This is a genomic window from Streptomyces sp. NPDC059850 (genome assembly GCF_042731515.1).
GTDB lineage: Bacteria > Actinomycetota > Actinomycetes > Streptomycetales > Streptomycetaceae > Streptomyces.
Genome location: NZ_JBHWJI010000014.1, coordinates 88,812 through 106,235 on the forward strand (window position 1 = coordinate 88,812; position 17,424 = coordinate 106,235).

The window sequence follows — 17,424 nt, forward strand, 5'->3', positions numbered from 1 at the left end:
AGCCATGCCCACCCCTCCCCGCAAGGCCCGCACCGCCACCGCCCTGCTGGCCGGAGCGCTACTCCTCCTCTCCGCGCCCACGACACAAGCCGCCCCCGTGGCCGCGCCCTCGGCCGTCCACGTCAACCAGCTCGGCTACCTGCCGGACGGCCCCAAACGCGCCACCGTCGTCACCCCCAGCACCACCGCCCTGCCCTGGCAGCTGCGCGACGCCTCCGGCAGAACGGCCGCCTCCGGCACCACCACCGCAGTCGGCGCCGACGCCGCCTCCGGCGACTCCACCCACCTGGTGGACTTCTCCTCGTACCAGGGAACCGGCACCGGCTACACCCTCACCGTGGACGGACGGACCAGCCATCCGTTCGACATCCGCGCGGCGCTGTACGACGGGCTGCGCGCGGACGCCATGTCGTTCTTCTACCAGCAGCGCAGCGGCACCCCCATCGAGGCGCGGCTCGCCGGCGCGGCGTACGCGCGCCCGGCCGGACACCTCGGTGTCGCGCCCAACACGGGCGACACCAGCGTGCCGTGCCAGCCCGGCGTGTGCGACTACGCGCGCGATGTCCGCGGCGGCTGGTACGACGCCGGCGACCAGGGCAAATACGTCGTCAACGGGGGCATCTCGACCTGGCAGCTGGTCAACTCCTTCGAGCGCGCCAAGCGGGCCGGACACGCCGCCGAACTCGGCGACTCCACCCTGCGCGTACCCGAGCGGGGCAACCAGGTGCCCGATGTCCTCGACGAAGCGCGCTGGGAGCTGGAGTTCCTGATGCGGATGCAGCTCCCGGACGGGAAACCACACGCGGGCATGGCCTTCCACAAGATCCATGACGCGGCCTGGACCGGTCTGCCGACCCGCCCCGAACAGGACTCACAGCCGCGCGAACTCCACCCGCCGTCCACCGCCGCCACCCTCAACCTCGCCGCCTCGGCGGCACAGTGCGCACGGGTCTACGCCCCCTACGACGCGGCCTTCGCCGCCCGCTGCCTCACCTCCGCCCGCCGCGCCTGGGCCGCCGCCACCGCCCACCCCGGCCTGCTCGCCCCCGACTCCGACAGCACGGGCGGCGGCGCGTACGGGGACACCCGGGTCGGCGACGAGTTCTACTGGGCGGCCACCGAGCTGTACGTCACCACCAAGGAGAGCCGGTACCGGGACGCGGTGACCTCCTCGCCCTTCCACACCTCGGACGACGTCTTCACGGCGGGCGGTTTCGCCTGGCCCGACACCGCCGCCCTCGGCCGGATCACGCTGGCCACCGTCCCGAACACCCTGCCCGCCACCGACCTCGCCCGGGTCCGCGCCTCGGTGGTGTCCGCCGCCGACCGCTACGTGGCCGCCATGGGCCGTCAGGGCTACGCGGTCCCGCTGCCCACCGACGGCTACGTCTGGGGCTCCAACGGCCAGGTGGCCAACAACGCGAGCGTCATCGCCATCGCCTACGAACTCACCCAGCAGCGGCGCTACCGCACCGGGGCGCTGGAGGCGCTGGACTACCTCCTCGGCCGCAACGCCCTCGGCCAGTCCTACGTCACCGGCTACGGCGACCGCGCCGCGCTCAACCAGCACCACCGCTTCTGGGCTCACCAGTACGACGCGTCCCTCCCGAACCCGCCCTCCGGCTCCTTCGCGGGCGGCCCGAACGCGGCACTGCAGGACCCGGTGGCGCAGGAGAAACTGGCGGGGTGCAAGCCCGCGAGGTGCTACATCGACGACATCGGCTCGTACTCCACCAACGAGGTGGCCATCAACTGGAACGCACCGCTGGCATGGCTGGTGGCATTCGCCGCCGAACGCTGAGGCGAAGGGGCGAAGGGGCGAAGGGCGCCAAGGCGTCCCTCGCCCCACCCCCTCTCCCCCTCAACGGGGCAGCTGGGCCTCGATCGCCCCGACGACCTCCGCCGCCTCCGGCTCGGTCCGCGGCCGGAAGCGTCCGACCACCTCACCGTGCGGCGAGACCAGGAACTTCTCGAAGTTCCACTGCACATCCCCGGCCTCCCCCGCCGCGTCCGCGGTCCGGGTCAGCTCGGCGTAGAGCGGATGCCGCTGCTCACCGTTGACGTCGGTCTTCTCCAGCAGCGGGAAGGACACCCCGTACGTGGCCGAGCAGAACGTCCCGATCTCCTCCGCCGTCCCCGGCTCCTGCCCCGCGAACTGGTTGCACGGCACCCCCAGCACCGTGAAACCCCGCCCGGCATACCGCTGCTGCAACCGCTCCAGCCCCTCGTACTGCGGCGTCAGCCCACACTTGGACGCCACGTTGACCACCAGCACCGCGGCACCCTGATGCACACCGAGCGTGGTCGGCTCACCGGACAGAGTGCGCAGAGGAATGTCGTACAGACTCATAGCGGATCCCACCTTCGTCGTTCGCGGATGCGGCCAATCTATGCCCTGCGGGCGCGTGCCCACCGCAGGAGGTGGCGCTAGGAGGTCGCCTGCGCCGTCCTGAACGAACGTGGATGCCGATGCCCCCGTACGGCGGCCAGGGCGACACCGAGAACCACCACGAGGAGCCCCGCCGCCACGATCCCGGACTGCGCCTGGGACCAGGGCGAGCCGGTGAGGACGTCCCGGTGGAGCCGTCCGCCGTCGAGCGCGCCCGCGTCCAGCAGTGCGGCGGCCATGATGCCGCCGAAGGCGGCGGCCAGGGCGGGCACCACGGCCCACAAGGTGGTTCCCACCCGCAGCCACGTGGCCACCACCGCGAGGGTCAGCAGGGCCGCGATTTGGCTCGGCAGCGCGACGGGCAGCCCGTCCCGGTGCATCGTCGTGTCCACCCAGGCGGCACCGCCGCACAACCCGAGGACGACCACCAGAGTCGCGACGGCACGCCACACCGTCCCCATGACAGCGCGCGGCGGGAGGGGTTCGGTGGTCGTCTCGGCGGGAGGGTGTACAGCCATACCGGCCATCATGTCGCGCCACCGCGCGGGGGGTCCCGGCGGGGTGCCGAAGTCACTGGATGAACAGGTTCATTACGACTTGACCTTCATTCACACACAACCTCTTCACTTTTCAACCAGCGCGGTTATGGTCAACTCCTCGAGTTTCACGCAAGGGGGAGCAATGTCCTGGAATAACCAGCCATCACCGGCACCCGCCCGCCCCAGATGGGCCCGCAAGCGCATCGCCATACCGGCCGCGGCCGCGCTGCTCCTCGTCGGAGTCGGCATAGGTTCGGCCGAGGGCGACGACACGAAGTCGGCCAGCGCCGACAAACCCACCCCCAAGGTGACGGTGACGGTCACGGCCAAGCCCGCCCACATCAAGGACGCCGCCGAACCGGCCCCCACCGTGACGGTCACCAAGACCGTCACCGCCAAGCCGAAGCCCAAGCCGAAGGCGACGGAGAGCGACGAGGCACCCGCCGGGACAGCCGTCTTCAAGGTCTGGGGCACCGCCCCCGCCGGGGCGGACATCACCTACGGCAGCGACAGCGAAAACCTCGACGGCAGCGGTCTGCCGATGACCAAGACGCTGAAAACCCAGGACGACGCGCTCTATTACCACATCTCGGCACAGCTCCAGGGCGGCGGCGACATCCGCTGCTCCGTCACGATCGACGGCCAGACGAAGACCGGCCACGCCCGCGGCGAATACAACATCTGCTCCGCCCAGCTGAACGGCGACTTCTCCGGCGGCTGGGACTGACGAGAGCGGGGGCAGCGGGGCGCGCCGGGGTGGCGGGCCCCGCTGGGGTGTGCGAGGGAGTTACTCCGGCGGGGTCGGGGTGTCGTGGTTGCGGTACATCGCCTGGATGTCGAGTTCCAGCTTGACCGTCGGGCCGACGACCGCGATGCCGCGGGCGAGCATGTTGCGCCAGTTAAGGGTGTAGTCCTCGCGGTGGAGTTCGGCGCTGGCGTGGGCGGCGCAGCGGAGTTCCTCTCCGTAGCCGCCGTTCACCGCGCCGAGGTAGGTGGTGTCGAGGGTGACCGAGCGGCTGACGCCGTGCATCGTCAGGGGGCCCTGGAGGCTCCACTTCGCGCCGCTGCGCCAGGTGAAGCGGGAGCTGGCGAAGTGGATGTCGGGGAAGTTCTCGACATCGAGGAAGTCGGCCGAGCGCAGGTGGTTGTCGCGGGTGGCGTTGCCGGTGGAGATGCTGGAGGCGTCGATGAGGACCTCTACGCGGGAGTCCTCCATGCGCTCGGCGACGTGGATGCCGCCCCGGAAGCGGGTGAAGCGGCCGTGCACATTGGCCATGCCGACGTGGCGGGCGATGAAGCGGATGGCGGTGTGCGGGGGGTCGAACAGCCAGGTGCCCGGCGGGGGGAGTTCGAGCTGCTGCGAGGGCTGCATCGGGATGCGGTGGGGTTCGCCGCATTCGCCCGGCCGGACCTCGGTGGTGAGGCGATGGGGGGTCAGGCCGCTGCCGGTGAAGAGCACGGAGTACTCGCCCGGCTCCAGGGTGGCCACGAAGAGCCCGTGGGGGTCGGTGGTGGCCTTGACCGCCTGCTTGCCCGCGCCGCGGGTCGCGGTGATGGTGACCTCGACGCCGCCCAGCGGCTCGCCGACGGGGTCCAGGACCTCGCAGCTGAACGCACCGGCGCCGACGGGCATGGGCAGGCGAAGGCCCGGTCCACGGTTCGGGCGCTTGGGGCGCATGCGCCGGAGCAGTGCGAGGGGTGTTGCAGTCATCTCTCTAAGGTTTCTCTCGGTAACGGGGTCTCCCCATGATGGAGGGCGCTGGGGGACGTCACCCATCAGAGGTGGTTGTATCGGCCAACAGCCGCGTTCGCGCCACCACTCATACGGCGGCGCGTGACAGCACCAAGTCGAAGTCGGCGGGACGGAAGGGGTTGCTGACACCGTAACGGGTGTCGAGCTGAAGGGCGCCGGTCAGGGTAATGGCGTGCACCAGTCGTACACCAGTCGTGCACATGCTCCGTCAGTCGGCCACCTCGGGGGCCTCGGAGGCCTCGGGAGCCGGGCGCGCATGGCCGAGAATCTGCCTCAGCGCGCCGGTCAGCAGATCCGCGGCGTCCGGCGTGGCCGTGGCGTGGCGGAAGCCGATGTAGTTGTCGGGGCGGGCCAGCAGGGCGCCGCCGTCCCCGGTTTCGCGCAAGCCCGCCCAGTCGCCGTAGGGGTCCTCGTACTCCTGGCCGGGCCCGATGACGACGGTGGCGACCTCGATGCCCAGCTCGCGGCGCGCGGCCTCGGCGGCCTGCCGCCAGCAGTCGCCGCCGATGCCGGTGAAGAGGGTGAACCGGCCCCGGCCGCCGAGGTCGAGGGTCGAGAGGCGGTCGCGGCCCCGGGTGACCCAGGCGTGCGGCAGCTTGGCGCCGGGCCGGGTGGACGGCTGGTGGTACAGCTCCGGGTCGCGGGCGAAGCCGGGGTCGGGGGTGCCGTCGGGGACGACGGCGTCCGAGGCGTACCGCTGGTTCATCTCCACGCCGTGCGCGTTGAACTCGTACACCTTGGCGGCGATGGCCTCCCGCAGCCGCTGCCGCTGCTTCTCGGCCTCGGCGGTGGCGTCCTTGCGGGCGGCGACATTGCGCCACATCTGGTCGGGGTCGGCGGTGGACAGCACGTTCAGCGCCTCGAAGACCGGCGCGGTCTCGCCGATGCTCTTGTTGGCGCGCTCCACGGTCTGCCGCCCGACCGGGGCCCGCTCGGCGGAGTAGCTGTCCAGGAGGGCGGGCGCGGCGGTGCCGTCGAGGACGTGGCGGAGTTTCCAGGCGAGGTTGTACGCGTCCTGGATGGAGGTGTTGGAGCCGAGGCCGTTGGACGGCGGGTGGCGGTGGACGGCGTCGCCCGCGCACAGCACCCGCCGGTCGGCGTAGGTCTCGGCGTACAGGTGGTTGACGGTCCAGGCCGAGGTGGAGGTGATACGGACCGGGATCTCGTCGTCGCCGAGCAGCTGCCGCACCACGGACAGCGCGTACTCCTCGGTGAGGTCCGGCGGCCCGGCCTCCAGGTCGTACCCCCACACCACCATCCACTCGGTCCATGGGCGTACGCAGCGCACCAGCCCGGCGCCGATGCCACCCACGGTGGCGCCGGGCGCGAGCACCCAGTAGAGGGTGGAGGGGCGGTGGGCGGTGAGGGCGGTCAGGTCCGCCTCGAAGACGATGTTGAGGCTGCCCGCGACGCCCATCCGCCCGACCGTGGGCAGCCCGGCGTTCTCGGCGACGCGGCTGCGCCCGCCGTCCGCGCCGACCAGGTAGCGGGCCCGGATGCGGTACGTGTCGCCGCGCAGCCGGTCCCGTACGGTCACGGTGACGCCCTCGGCGTCCTGCTCGTGGGCGAGGTATTCGGTGTCGAAGCGCAGCGCCGTGCCCCGGGCGACGGCGGCGTCCACCAGGATCGGTTCCATGAGGTGCTGCGGCATGTCGCACATGGCGCTGGGACCGGCCAGTTCGTGTTCGGCCTGAACGCGCGGGTCGTTGCCCCAGGAGCGCAGCCGCCCCAGCTCCTCGCCCGCGAGGCTGGTGCAGAAGACGGTGTTCCCCATGAGGTGCTGCGGGGTGGCCCGCTCCCGTACCCGCTCCTCGACGCCGAGGTCGCGCAGCACCTCCATGGTGCGCTGGTTGGTGATGTGCGCGCGGGGCGTGTCCGCGAGGCGGCCGTACCGGGTGACCACCATGTTGGGCACGCCGTAGGTGCTCAGGGCGAGCGCCGTCGCGGCTCCGGCCGGGCCGCTGCCGACGATCAGCACGTCGGTCTCGACGGTGTCCACTGCGTAGGGCTCCTCTCCTGGCGGCCGGACGCGTTTCGAGGGCGCGGTTCGCCGCTCTCCGGCCAGCGTTGATGATCTTGATTCAGGAGCGGGCGGCGGAGGTGTCTCAATACGAGACACCCGGGCCGTATACGGTGAGGTCGCTGTGACGAGCGACAACGACACCCCGGCCGCCCAGCGCGCCCCGGCTCTCGCCCCGCTGCGGCGGGCCCGTGAGGCGTTCCTCAGCGGGCGGCCGCCGGGCGAGGATGTCCCCGGCGTCCCCGGCGACCTCGCCGAGGCGTGGCGGCGGGCCCGGTTCCTCGGCGTACGGCGGGATGTGACGCCGCCGTACGCCCCCGTGCCCGCGCACTCCCCGCTGCTGGCCGCCGCCCGCCCGGTGCTCGACCGCATCCTGCCCACGCTGGACGGCGGCGACACGGCGCTGGTCCTCGCCGATGCCCGCTGCCGGGTGCTGTGGTCGAGTGGCGACCCATCGGGCGGCGGCCCCGCGCCCGAGGCGGGCCACGATCTGTCCGAGCGGGCGGTGGGACACCACAGCGTGGTGCTCGCGCTGCGCCTCGGCCGCCGGGCGGAGACCCACGGCCCGGAACACGTCCTGGACCTGTGGCAGGAGGTGGCGGCGGTCAGCGTCCCGGTGTACGAACCGGGGGCGGGCCGCCCGGCCGGGACCGTCACGGCGCTGGCCCGGGTCCGCGAGGACCGCGCGCCCCACCCGGGCACGGCGCTCGCCGAGGCCACCGCGCTCGCCGTCGAGAGGGAGCTGCTGGGCCGGGCCCGGCCCCCGGAGCGGCTGCTGCTGGACGCGTATCTGCGGGAGGCGCCGGAGGGGCGCGCGGTGGTGGCGCTCGACGGCAGCAGCCGCATCGTCAGCTCCAGGGCCGCGCGGCTGCTGTCGGACGAGACGCTGACCCGGCTGGAGCGCCGGGCCACGGCGCTGCTGCGGGACGCGGGAGCGGCGGACGGGCGGCAGGCGCGGGAGTTCCCGGTGCCGGACGGTGCCGGGCTGGTCGTCCGTATGACACCGGTCGTGCACGAGGACGAGGTCATCGGCGCGGTCGCGGTGGCCCACCCGGGTGCCCCAGCCGGTACGGAGCGTACGGCGGGCCGGGGCGGTGGCCGGGAGCGGCTGCCGGGGCTGGCCGGTACGTCGGGGCCGTGGCGGGTGGCCGTCGCGCGGGCGACCGGGCTGGCCCGGGCGGCGGAACCGCTGCTGCTCACCGGGGAGGCGGGCGTCGGCAAGTCCTCGCTCGCCCGCGCCCTGTTCGCGTGGCGCGGCGCCACCGCGCCCCTGGTGGTGGACGCCGCCGAGGGCGCGCCCGGCGACGTTCCGCGCTGGTGTCACACCGTGGCGGAGGGGGCCGGCGCGCCCCCGCTGCTCCTGCTCCACGCCGAGCGGCTGGACCAGCCCGATGTCGCCGCGCTGCTCTCGCTGCTGGCGCGGCGTCCCGAGGTGCCGCTGACGGCGACGCACACCCCGGGCACCCGGGTCGGCCCGTGTCTGCGGCGGCTGCTGGACCTGCTGACGGCCCGTTCCGTCGTCCTGCCGCCGCTGCGCGAGCGCGTCGAGGACATCCCCGTACTGCTGCCGGGCCTTGCCGGGCGCCCCTCCCCCGGCCACCCGCCGCTGTCCTGGAGCCTGGACGCGCGCCGGGCCCTGGAACAGCACAGCTGGCCGGGCAACGTGGCCGAACTGTCCCAGGTGGTACGGGAAGTGGCCGAGCACCGCTGCGCCACCGGCCCGGTACGGCGCGGGGAACTGCCACCGGGGCTGCGGGTGCCACCGGCCGCGCGGCGGCTCAGCGGAATGGAACGGGCCGAGCGCACCGCGATCCTGGAGGCGCTGCGCCGCCACGGCGGCAACAAGGCCCGCGCGGCCGAGTCACTGGGCATAGGCCGGGCCACCCTCTACCGCAAACTCCGCACCCTGGGCGCGGACCAGCCCTCGTGACGACGACGCTTCACGCCCGGGGCGGGGATCAGCAGGTGTCGCCCACCGCGTCGATCTTCGCGCCGAACCGGCCGCTGTAGTTGCTGGCGTAGTCGCCCTTGCGGACCGAGTGGCATTCCTTGCCGGAGGCCCAGTCGATGAAGGCGCCGGTCCGGTTGGCCCGGAAGGAACCCACGTGGTCCACGAACCGGCTGGGCAGGTCCACGTAGCCGCCCCGCCACGTGTACAGCTCGCCCGTCCCGTCCTGGAACCGCCACAGGCAGATCGCGTTGCTCGCGCACGCGGGCAGTGCCTGGGCCTGTGTGGTGGGGCCCAGCACGGTCACGGCGACCGTTCCGGCGACCAGCGCGAAGCGTGTGAAGCGTGCGTTCATCCCGTCCCCCTTGACGTGGAAGCCAACTCCCCGATTGTCCACCGGGCAAGTGGCGGCAGATAGACAGATCCTGTGTTCGACGTAGGCTCTGAGGTCGTCCTGTGCACGTCGTTGTTCAAGGGGGGACCATGGGGGCTGGCGGCACCGGGGGCGCGGGGCGGGCGGATGTCGTCGTGCTGACCGCGCTGGAGATCGAGTACCGGGCCGTACGGGCGCATCTGGACGATCCGCGCCCCGTCCGGGCGGAGCGCGGCTCCCTGTTCGAGACCGGTGTCTTCCGCTCCGGCGCGGAGCCCGGCGGCCGTCAGGTGGCGATCCATATGACGGGCCCGGGGAATCCGGGCGCGGCGGCGCTGGTCGAGCGGGCGGCGGCGCTCTTCGCGCCGCGTGCGGTGCTGTTCGTCGGGGTGGCGGGCGGGGTCAAGGATGTGGTGCTGGGCGATGTGGTGGCCGCCGACGCGGTGTACGACTACGAGACCGGCAAGGACACCGAGTCGGGGTTCGCGCCCCGGCAGAAGACCCATCAGCCCGCGTACGGGCTCGTGCAGCTGGCCCGGAGTGTCGCCGCGGCCGACGACTGGCAGCGGCGGATCCTGCCCGGCGGCGCCGCGCGGCGCCCGAGCGCGCACGTCAAGCCGCTCGCGGCGGGCGGCCGGGTGGTGGGGCACGAACGCTCCGAGGTGGGCCTGCGGCTCGCGGCCGTCGCCGGGGACACGGTCGCGGTGGACATGGAGGGCTTCGGCTTCCTGGCGGGCGCGTACGTCAACCAGCACCTGGACGCGCTGGTGATCCGGGGCATCTCCGATCTGCTGGGCGACAAGGGCGAGGCGCACGACGAGCACTGGCAGCCGGTGGCCTCCCGGCACGCGGCCGCCTTCGCCTTCGAACTCATCGGGCGACTCCCCGGCACGACGCCCGACGCCCTCGTACCGCGCCCGCGTCCCCGCAAGCTCTCCCTCCAGGAACTCGGCGGCCTCGCCGGGCTGTTGCTGGAGGTCCCCGGTCTGTCCTCGCCCGGCCGCTGGCAGCAGCTGCTCGACGAGCTGCCCACCGTGGGCACCGCGGTCAGCCGCCAGTCGGCGAGCCGCGCGGAGGCGCTGGCCCTGCTGCGTACGTGCGAGGCGCACCGGGCGCTGGGCGAGCTGGTGTCCGTCCTGGAGGTGCTGGCCCCGGACGACCCGGCGGCGGCCGAACTCGCCCGCCGCATCGGGGAACTGGGCCTGGGCTGACCCGCAGGGGCGCGGGAAGGGTGTCGCCGGGGGCGTGCGGGGCATACAAGTTGTCCGGAGTCCGCGCGGGCGGCGCACGCCTGTGACAGGGTCTCCGGCGGGATCATCGGCGGCGGGGACCGGTGATGCGGTACGGGGGAGGCACGGCATGGCGGCCATGCGGGAAGGCGGCCTCAGATCGGTCCATCATTTGGTGTCGGCTTTGAAGGAGTTCCGCTGTCTGACGGATCCGGATTCCCGGGCGCTGTGTCTGGATCTGGTCGCCATGGAGATGGAGTTGGCGTCCGTCCCGGTGCGCGGCCACCGCGTCACCGACTACTTCCTGGTGGAGCTGGCCCGGGAGTGCCTGGAGAACGTACGGATGATGCGCGCGCTGCGCGCCTCGCTCGCGGTCATGGCGCCGGGCACGGACGCCATGGAGCACCTGGACTCGGTCGTCGAGCAGATGACGGCCCAACCGCTGCTGCCCACACCGGCCGCGGGCGGGCTGCGGTCGCTGCTGGAGGATCTGGAGTTCGGGCAGCTGGGCCAGCTGTGCCGGGCCGCGGCGGGTCCGCTGCAGGACGTCCCGGCGGTCACCGGCCCCTGGCACGCCTTCGAGGAGCTGAGCCGGATGAACGCGCGGCCCGACGGGCTGCCGCCGGGGCTCGCCCTGGTCGAGTATCTGGCGGCGTCCGCCCAGCCGCTGCGGAAGGCCGACGCGCTGCGGGCCTGGGCCGATGAGCAGGCGCGGGAGCTGGACCTGACCTCGCAGCTGAGGTCGCTGCGCCAGCAGGTGGGGCACGCCGCCCCGGCCGACCCGGACGACGCGTACCTGGTGATCCGGCTGCTGCCGCAGGAGGAGCCGGGCCGTTACGAGCTGTCGTCCTGGCACAGCTACGACCCGAGCGGCTGGTATCCGGCCCGTGGCCCGGTCACCCAGGTCACCGCCGCCACCGCCGAACGGGCCGTCCAGGAGCTGGTGTACGCGGCGGAGGAGGAGTGGAAGGACGCCCGGTGCATCCATCTGGAATTCCTGCTGGGCCCGGATGACCTGAATCTGCCGGTCCATCTGTGGCGCAAGGAACTGGACAGCGCGCTGGCCACTCCACTGTGCATGGACTATCCGGTGGTGGTGCGCAGTCTGGAGCGGAGCCAGACCAGACGCTGGCACCGACCGTGGAACCAGCGCTGGCAACTCTTCACCGGACGGCCGGAAATGGCCCGGCAGCTCGTCGTCGAGGGCCAGGATCCGGACAGTCCGCGCTCCGGGGATCCGGCCGCGCTGCTGGCCCGGCTCCAGGCGGATCCGCACGTCGTCGCGCTGATCCTGGGCTCGCCGCCGGGCGGCGCCGGTGAGGGTTCGCACGAGGCACTGGCGGCCTGGCGGGCCGGAATTCCGCTGGTGGCGTGGGACCGCCGCGCCACCCGGGATCCGGCGTTCGTCCAGCACTTGAGACAAAAACCGGACGAGGCGAGCGGGGACCTGGCACGGCTCCGCGAAGCCGTGACAAAGTTACGTCTGGACGCCCATACGATCGACTCCGCGGAGCGGGAGCATCACCCGGGGCAGCATGTGGTGCTCGTCTGGGACGACCCGACCCGCCCCGTGGAGACGCAAGGACGCATGACGGGGCCGGACGAGGGGGTGGGCAGTCGATGAGCGAGGCGGAGCCTGCACGGCGGCACAACGGACGGATCCCGGGCGGCGAACCCGGTTCCTCCTCCAGTCCCCTGCCGTCCGGCATACCGCGCCCCTGGTGGATCTACCAGGGCACCGGGCGCCCGCTGCACGACGTCAGCCTGGAGGACATCCTTCCGCCCCCGCCGCCCTGGCGCACCTTCGGCGGGGTCTCGGCCTCCCCGCCGGACGGCTACGGCGCCGACGGTCCCGACGGCGCGTTATCCGACCCGGACGAGCCGCCGACCGAGCCCCCGGCGCCGCCGGAGGACGCCCAGGACGCCGTCCGCCGCCTCGGTGCGACCCCGCTCGGCCTGCGGTCAGAGGCGGAGGAGGCGGACGTGGTGAACGCCGCGCTCATCCTGCGGCGCCCGCTGCTGGTGACCGGCCGCCCGGGCACGGGCAAGTCGACGCTCGCGTACCGCATCAGCCGGGAGCTGGGCCTGGGCCGGGTGCTGCGCTGGCCGATCACCACGCGTTCCACCCTGCGGTCGGGTCTGTACGGCTACGATGCGGTCGGCCGCGTGCACGCCGCGGCGGCCGGAGCGGCGGCGGAGGAGGACGGACACGAACCCGGACCGGAGGACATCGGCGACTTCCTCCAACTCGGCCCGCTGGGCACGGCGATGCTGCCGCACCGCCTCCCCCGCGTCCTGCTCATCGACGAGTTCGACAAGAGCGACATCGATCTGCCCAATGACCTCCTCGACATCTTCGAGGCCGGGGAGTACTCCATCCCCGAGCTGGTGCGCCTGCGCAGGCGGCGCCCGGCCGTATCGGTCCTCACCGACGACCCCGACCGCAGCACGGTTATCGCCTCGGGCCGGGTGCGCTGCCGTGCCTTCCCCGTGGTCGTCATCACCAGCAACGGGGAGCGGGAGTTCCCGCCCGCGTTCCTGCGCCGCTGTCTCCAGCTGCGGCTGCCCGACCCGGACGCCGACCGGCTCGCCGCGATCGTGGCCGCGCATCTGGGCAGAGCGGACGACCCGCGCGCCCGGGAACTCATCGATGTGTTCCTGGAGCGCAGTCGGCACGAAGGCGGTCTCGCCGCCGATCAGTTGCTCAACGCGGTGTATCTGGTGACGGCCCGTTCGGAGGCTCCGGGGCCCGAGTGGGAGGAGCTGCTGCGCGCTGTCTGGCACCGGCTGGACGCCGCAGGCTCGACATGACAGACGACCCAGGCGGCGGGTCCTGCGAGCACGGCCCACAGGACCTCGACTGGCAGCAGATCGCCGATGCCTTCTGGCTGACCGTCTGCACGGCCGAAACGGAGCGCGGACCCGGCCATCCGGCGCCCGGCCCGCTCCCCGCGCCCCCGGAGTCCCCGCCGCCCACGGGCGACCAGTCCCCCGAACCGCCGCCGGAGGACGAGGGCGGGCCCCGGCCCGAGCCCGAGTCCGTGCCCGAACCGGCCATCTCGGCACCGTGGCCCGTGGAACTCGTCGACGCCCCGGGCGCCCCGGACGAACCGGCCGGGACGGAACCGGCGCTGGTCACCGACGTCATGGTGCCCGCGCCCCGGCCGACCGCCGCCGGACCGCTGGTCGCCGAGCGCGCGCTCTCCCGGGCGCTGCGCCCCCTCAAGCGCACCTCGCCCTCGCCGGTCGCGCTGGAGCTGGACGAGGAGGCCACGGCCGAGCGGGCCGCCCGCGAGGGGCTGTGGCTGCCGGAGTTCGCGCCCGTCCGGGAGCGCTGGATGGACGCGGTCCTGGTGCTGGACTGCGGCAGTTCGATGGTGGTGTGGCGGCGTACGGCGGCGCGGCTGGTCACCGTGCTGGAGCGGACGGGTGCCTTCCGGGACGTCCGGGTGCACCGGATGAACACCGACCTCCCGATACCCGAAGGCCACGACTCCCCGGTGGACGGCATGGCGCCGCGCGGGAAGCGGGCGGTGCTGGTGCTCACCGACGGGATCGGCGCGGCCTGGGGCGACGAGAGCGCCCAGCGCGCCCTGGGGCGCTGGGCCCGGCGCGCGTCGGTCGCCGTGCTCCATGTGCTGCGCCAGGGCCGCTGGCACCACACCGGGATCGCGCCGGAGCGGGTCCGGGTACGGGTCCCCGAGCCCGGCGCGCCCAACGGCGCCTGGCGGCGGGGCGACGGCGGCACCTGGCCGGGCGGCGAACCGCCGGTTCCGGTGCTGGAGCTGGACGCGCGCTGGCTGGGCAACTGGGCGCGGCTGGTGGGCCGTCCGTCCGACCGGGGCCATGACACCCTCGCCCTGCTGCCCGGGGCGGAGGCCGAGCCCTGGGATCCACGGCCGGAACCCAGCGCCTGGGACCGGGTGTTCCGGTTCCGCTCCACCGCCTCGCCGAGCGCCTTCCGGCTCGCGGCCCGGCTCGCGGCGGCGCCGCTGAACATTCCCGTGATGGAGTTCGTCCAGGGGATCCACCAGCCGGAGGGCAGCCCCGGCGATCTGGCCGAAATCCTGCTGGGCGGGCTGTTACGCAAGGTCGGCACCGCCGATCCGCTGGACGAGACCGGAATCGGCTACGAGTTCCACGACGGGGTGCGGGAGCTGCTGCTGTCCGCCGGGTTACGGGACGAGTCGCTGTACACCCTGCGCAGCGTCCTGGACCGGCTCGGCCGCCGCTGGAAGCCGCTGCATCTGCTGCGCGATCTGCTCAACCATCCCTCGGGGCCGGTGCGGGACCTGCCCGACACCGACCGCCTGATGCCGTACATCCGCCTTCAGGAACAGGTCTACCAGGCGCTCTCCGGGCCCTACCTCGAAGGCGCGCGCTCCTTTCGCGCCCTTGTCCTCGCGCGTCAAGCGCTCCCCCGCACGGGCGAAAGCCGTCCGGATCCCTTTGAAGACGTACCCCATTGGGGAAATGTGGTCCCTGAGGTTGCCGTGACTGACTCCATGACTCCCCGATCCCGTCCGTCGTCCCAAGCCGACGATTCACCATCCCCGCCGGCGCACGGCACGCCGGGTACGGCGGGCGAGCATTCGAGAGGAACCTTCGTGTCCGTGACCGCTGCCCGGTCCCTGCCCGCCGTGGAGGAGCGCCGCGCCGGGGAACCCCCGTCCATCTGGGGCAATGTGCCGCCCCGGAACAACAACTTCACCGGACGGCGAACGCTGCTCGACACCCTTCACGAGCGGCTGCGCAGCGAGGGTACGGCCGCCGTGCTCCCCGAAGCACTGCACGGTCTCGGCGGAGTCGGAAAGTCCCAGATCGCCCTGGAATACGTGCATGCGCACTCCGCGGACTACGACGCGGTGTGGTGGATCCCGGCGGAGCGCCCGGAGCAGATCCGCCAGGCGCTGGTGCAGCTCGCCGACCGGCTCGGGCTGCAGGCGGGCATGGAGGCGAACACGGCGGTGCCCACCGTGCTCGACGCGCTGCGCACCGGGCGCCCCTGCCGCAACTGGCTGCTGGTCTTCGACAACGCGGAGGAGCTGGAGACGGTCCGGCCGTTCTTCCCCGCGGGCGGACCAGGGCGGATCCTGGTGACGTCGCGGAACGCCCAGTGGTCGCGGGCCGCCCGGACCGTCGAGGTGGATGTCTTCGAGCGCGAGGAGAGCATCCAACTCCTGCTGCGGCGGGGGCCGGAGCTGCCGCACGAGCAGGCCGACCGGGTCGCCGAGACCCTGGGCGACCTGCCGCTGGCGATCGAGCAGGCGGCGGCGTGGCTGACCGAGACGGGTATGCCGGTCGACGAGTATCTCCAGGTCTTCGAGGACGAGCGGGCCGACGTCAGCACCCGCCGCAACGAGCTGCTGGCGGCCGGGGTTCCGGTCGACTATCCCGAACCGGTCGCCGCCGCCTGGAACATGTCACTGCGCCGCCTCGCCGAGCACCATCCGGGGGCGCTGCAGCTGCTGCAGATGTGCTCCTTCTTCGCCCCCGAGCCCATTTCCCGGCGGCTCTTCTCGGGCATCCGGGGTGTCTCCCTCTCCCCCGAGCTGTCGGAAGTGCTTCAGGATCCGATCAAACTCGGTCATGCGATCCGGGAGATCAACCGCTACGCCCTGATCAAGATCAATCACCGCAGCAACACCATCGAACTGCACCGGCTGGTGCAGGCGGTGCTGATCGGCCAGATGTCCCCGCAGCAGCAGGCCGACATGCGGCACAGCGCCCATGTGCTGCTGGCCTACGGTGACCCCAACGACGTCGCGCCCGCCAACTGGAGCCGCTACGCGGACCTGTTGTCCCATGTCCGGGCGTCCCGCGCGATGGACTGCGACGACAAATGGGTGCGGCAGATGGTGCGCAACCTGGTCCGGTTCCTCCATGTCTGGGGCGACCACGGGGGCGCTCTCGAACTCGGCAGCCGGGTACGGGACAAGTGGCTGGTCTCGCTCGGCGAGGACAACCCGGAGACGCTCGCCATCTCCCGCACGCTCGGCCATGTCCTCACCCTGCTCGGCCAGTTCAAGCAGGCCAGCGAGCTGAACAGCCGGACGCTTGAGCTGACCCGCGCCAGCCACGGCGACGACCACGAGAACACGCTGGTCACCATCGGTGCGGTCGCCAAAGACGCCCGCTACCAGGGGGACTACGCGCGCTCCGTGGAGCTGGAGGAGGACCGCTGGCGGCGGACCATCCGGCTGTTCGGCGACGAGGACCCGTACACCATCGCCGCCGCGAACGACTACGCCCTGGCGCTGCGCTCGACCGGTGACTACGCGCGCGCCCGCGAGGTGGACCAGAAGGCCCACACCGTCGCGAAGGTCGTCCTGGGCGAGGACTCGCTGCTGACGATCCTGCTGGAGGCCAATCTCTCGATCGACGTCCGGGAGAGCGGCGACTACGTGACCGCCCGCACCATGATGGAGCAGACCTGCGCCCGGGTCCGCCGACAGCTTCCGCAGAACGCGCCGATCGGCGTCTTCGCCCTGCGCAACCTCGCCGTGGCGCGCCGCAAGGCGGGCGACCACGAGGGGGCGCTGGAGATCACCCGGGAAGTGCTGGAGCGGTACCGGCTGCGCTACAGCGAGCCCAACCTCCACATCACGGCGACCTCGCTGAACCTGACCATGGACCTGCGCCAGACCGCCGACCTCGACGGCGCCCGTGAGCTGGGCCGCACCTGCCTGGACGACATGCGGTCCGTGCTCGGGCCACGGCACCCGGTGACGCTGAGCGCGGCCATCGACCTGGCCGTCACGCTGCGGCTGCTGGGAGACACCGAGGCGGCGCTCGCGCTCAACAAGGAGACGCTCCCGGTGCAGGTCGAGCAGCTGGGAGCGGACCATCCGATCGCCCTGGCCTGCGCGATCAATCTCGCCAGCGACCACTACACGCTGGCGGACTACCAGGAGGCGCGGGACCTGGACACCGAGACGCTCGCGGCCTGCCGGTCACGGCTGGGCGAGGACCACCCCACCACGCTGGCCTGCGCGGTCAATCTGTCCGGGGATCTGCGCGCGCTCGGTGAGGGCCGGTCCGCCGAGGACCTGCACAACGACACTCTCGCCCGGATGCGCGCCGTCCTGACTCCCAACCACCCGGCCACGGTCGCGGCGGCCCGGGGCATCCGCGCCGACTGCGACGTGGAGGCGATCGCCTTCTGACGCCGCT

Annotated in this window: 12 protein-coding genes; 7 read left to right on the forward strand and 5 right to left on the reverse strand. The window is 72.8% G+C overall.

Translation table 11 applies throughout. The annotated features are described in order from the left end of the window. Positions 1-4: 4 nt before the first annotated feature. Complete coding sequence (locus ACFV9T_RS14040; protein ID WP_385439729.1) at positions 5-1,801, forward strand: glycoside hydrolase family 9 protein; 1,797 nt, start codon at positions 5-7, stop codon at positions 1,799-1,801. A 60-nt stretch (positions 1,802-1,861) separates the two neighbouring features. Here ACFV9T_RS14040 and ACFV9T_RS14045 read toward each other — a convergent pair whose 3' ends face one another. Then, positions 1,862-2,350: a glutathione peroxidase gene (locus tag ACFV9T_RS14045; RefSeq protein ID WP_385439730.1), complete on the reverse strand. Its 489-nt coding sequence runs from the start codon at positions 2,348-2,350 to the stop codon at positions 1,862-1,864. 77 nt (positions 2,351-2,427) lie between these two features. Continuing rightward, a complete protein-coding gene (locus tag ACFV9T_RS14050) occupies positions 2,428-2,907 on the reverse strand; it encodes a hypothetical protein (RefSeq protein WP_385439733.1) in 480 nt (159 codons plus the stop codon). 163 nt (positions 2,908-3,070) lie between these two features. On the opposite strand from ACFV9T_RS14050, the gene ACFV9T_RS14055 reads away from it, so the two are divergent. Continuing rightward, complete coding sequence (locus ACFV9T_RS14055; protein WP_385439736.1) at positions 3,071-3,655, forward strand: MmpS family transport accessory protein; 585 nt, start codon at positions 3,071-3,073, stop codon at positions 3,653-3,655. A 60-nt stretch (positions 3,656-3,715) separates the two neighbouring features. Here the strand turns inward: ACFV9T_RS14055 and ACFV9T_RS14060 are convergent, their stop codons facing one another. Continuing rightward, a complete protein-coding gene (locus ACFV9T_RS14060) occupies positions 3,716-4,639 on the reverse strand; it encodes a YceI family protein (protein WP_385439738.1) in 924 nt (307 codons plus the stop codon). A gap of 250 nt (positions 4,640-4,889) precedes the next feature. Then, positions 4,890-6,680, reverse strand: a complete 1,791-nt coding sequence (locus ACFV9T_RS14065; protein WP_385439740.1) for an FAD-dependent oxidoreductase — start codon at positions 6,678-6,680, stop codon at positions 4,890-4,892. 145 nt (positions 6,681-6,825) lie between these two features. Between ACFV9T_RS14065 and ACFV9T_RS14070 the strand changes: the two genes are divergently transcribed. Further along, positions 6,826-8,631 carry a sigma-54-dependent Fis family transcriptional regulator gene (locus tag ACFV9T_RS14070; protein ID WP_385439742.1) on the forward strand — a complete coding sequence of 602 codons (1,806 nt, stop codon included), beginning with the start codon at positions 6,826-6,828 and terminating at the stop codon, positions 8,629-8,631. 28 nt (positions 8,632-8,659) lie between these two features. On the opposite strand, the gene ACFV9T_RS14075 is transcribed toward ACFV9T_RS14070, so the two are convergent. Continuing rightward, complete coding sequence (locus tag ACFV9T_RS14075; protein ID WP_385439745.1) at positions 8,660-9,004, reverse strand: hypothetical protein; 345 nt, start codon at positions 9,002-9,004, stop codon at positions 8,660-8,662. A 128-nt stretch (positions 9,005-9,132) separates the two neighbouring features. Between ACFV9T_RS14075 and ACFV9T_RS14080 the strand changes: the two genes are divergently transcribed. The 4 genes from ACFV9T_RS14080 to fxsT all read left to right on the forward strand — a co-directional run bounded on the left by ACFV9T_RS14080 (position 9,133) and on the right by fxsT (position 17,417). Further along, entirely contained in the window at positions 9,133-10,233 is a 1,101-nt protein-coding gene (locus ACFV9T_RS14080) for a hypothetical protein (RefSeq protein WP_385439748.1), read from the forward strand. A 193-nt stretch (positions 10,234-10,426) separates the two neighbouring features. Further along, positions 10,427-11,875, forward strand: a complete 1,449-nt coding sequence (locus tag ACFV9T_RS14085; protein WP_385439750.1) for a hypothetical protein — start codon at positions 10,427-10,429, stop codon at positions 11,873-11,875. Next, the gene (locus ACFV9T_RS14090) at positions 11,872-13,062 is read left to right on the forward strand and encodes an AAA family ATPase (protein WP_385439753.1); all 1,191 of its coding nucleotides are present in this window, start codon (positions 11,872-11,874) and stop codon (positions 13,060-13,062) included. Before ACFV9T_RS14085 ends, ACFV9T_RS14090 begins: the two co-directional genes overlap by 4 nt. Further along, a complete protein-coding gene (fxsT, locus tag ACFV9T_RS14095) occupies positions 13,059-17,417 on the forward strand; it encodes an FxSxx-COOH system tetratricopeptide repeat protein (protein ID WP_385439754.1) in 4,359 nt (1,452 codons plus the stop codon). Before ACFV9T_RS14090 ends, fxsT begins: the two co-directional genes overlap by 4 nt. The last annotated feature ends 7 nt before the right edge of the window (positions 17,418-17,424 follow it).

Coding starts and splice junctions, on each gene's coding strand:
- ACFV9T_RS14040 (WP_385439729.1), top strand. CDS start 5: ATGCCCACCCCTCCCCGCAAGGCCCGCACCGCCACCGCCCTGCTGGCC.
- ACFV9T_RS14045 (WP_385439730.1), bottom strand. CDS start 2,350: ATGAGTCTGTACGACATTCCTCTGCGCACTCTGTCCGGTGAGCCGACC.
- ACFV9T_RS14050 (WP_385439733.1), bottom strand. CDS start 2,907: ATGGCTGTACACCCTCCCGCCGAGACGACCACCGAACCCCTCCCGCCG.
- ACFV9T_RS14055 (WP_385439736.1), top strand. CDS start 3,071: ATGTCCTGGAATAACCAGCCATCACCGGCACCCGCCCGCCCCAGATGG.
- ACFV9T_RS14060 (WP_385439738.1), bottom strand. CDS start 4,639: ATGACTGCAACACCCCTCGCACTGCTCCGGCGCATGCGCCCCAAGCGC.
- ACFV9T_RS14075 (WP_385439745.1), bottom strand. CDS start 9,004: ATGAACGCACGCTTCACACGCTTCGCGCTGGTCGCCGGAACGGTCGCC.
- ACFV9T_RS14080 (WP_385439748.1), top strand. CDS start 9,133: ATGGGGGCTGGCGGCACCGGGGGCGCGGGGCGGGCGGATGTCGTCGTG.
- ACFV9T_RS14090 (WP_385439753.1), top strand. CDS start 11,872: ATGAGCGAGGCGGAGCCTGCACGGCGGCACAACGGACGGATCCCGGGC.
- fxsT (WP_385439754.1), top strand. CDS start 13,059: ATGACAGACGACCCAGGCGGCGGGTCCTGCGAGCACGGCCCACAGGAC.